Here is a 744-nt window from a genome sequence, read left to right on the forward strand (position 1 = left end):
GTCCTGTGTTCCAACTACAATATCGACACCAGGGATCGCCATAATCTCAGCAGGTGAGGTTTGCGCGTAGCAGCCTGTGACACAGATGACACCGTCAGGATTTTGACGAATGGCGCGTCTGATCACTTGGCGGCTTTTTTTATCTCCAGTATTAGTTACTGTACATGTATTAATGACATATACATCAGCTGTTTGTTCAAAGTCTCTTCTTTCATAGCCCGCTTCTTTGAAAAGCTGCCAGATTGCTTCTGTTTCATAATGGTTGACTTTACAGCCAAGCGTATGGAAAGCAACAGTTGCCATTACTGATCACCTCTTAATAACTCTGTTTGATAAGAAATCGCACTCAACGCATATAGCGGAGCGGTTTCTGTCCTTAAAATTCTCGGTCCAAGGCCGCACGGCACACCGTCTTTCTCAGTGAGCCGTTCAACCTCCGCTTCTGTTAAACCGCCTTCGGGACCAAATACGATCAAAAGAGATGATCCTTTCGGAAGGCTGCTTACAACCGCGCTGAATGCGCTTATTTCCCCTTGCTTCGATGACTCCTCGTATGCAACGACACATTTATCGAAATCCTGCATCCTTTGAAGAAGCTGCTGAAAAGAATGGACATCCATCACTTGCGGCACTTCGTTACGGTACGATTGTTCAGCCGCTTCCTTCGCAATTTTCGTCCATCTTTCCCGCTTTTTCTTCGCCTTTTTGTCATCCAGCTTGACAACAGAACGCGCGGCTTGGAAG

The 744-nt window shown here is 46.5% G+C and carries 1 protein-coding gene and 1 pseudogene; both read right to left on the reverse strand.

Annotated elements, in window-relative coordinates; genetic code table 11:
• Positions 1-303, reverse strand: a pseudogene (locus RVS70_RS21615) (tRNA (N(6)-L-threonylcarbamoyladenosine(37)-C(2))-methylthiotransferase MtaB); the annotation flags it as partial.
• A partial coding sequence (locus tag RVS70_RS21620; RefSeq protein ID WP_321134776.1) for an RsmE family RNA methyltransferase occupies positions 303-744 on the reverse strand: 442 nt, incomplete at its 5' end. The gene RVS70_RS21620 and the pseudogene RVS70_RS21615, both read right to left, overlap by 1 nt.

This window comes from Virgibacillus sp. M23, from assembly GCF_034190895.1.
GTDB lineage: Bacteria > Bacillota > Bacilli > Bacillales > Amphibacillaceae > Virgibacillus > Virgibacillus salarius.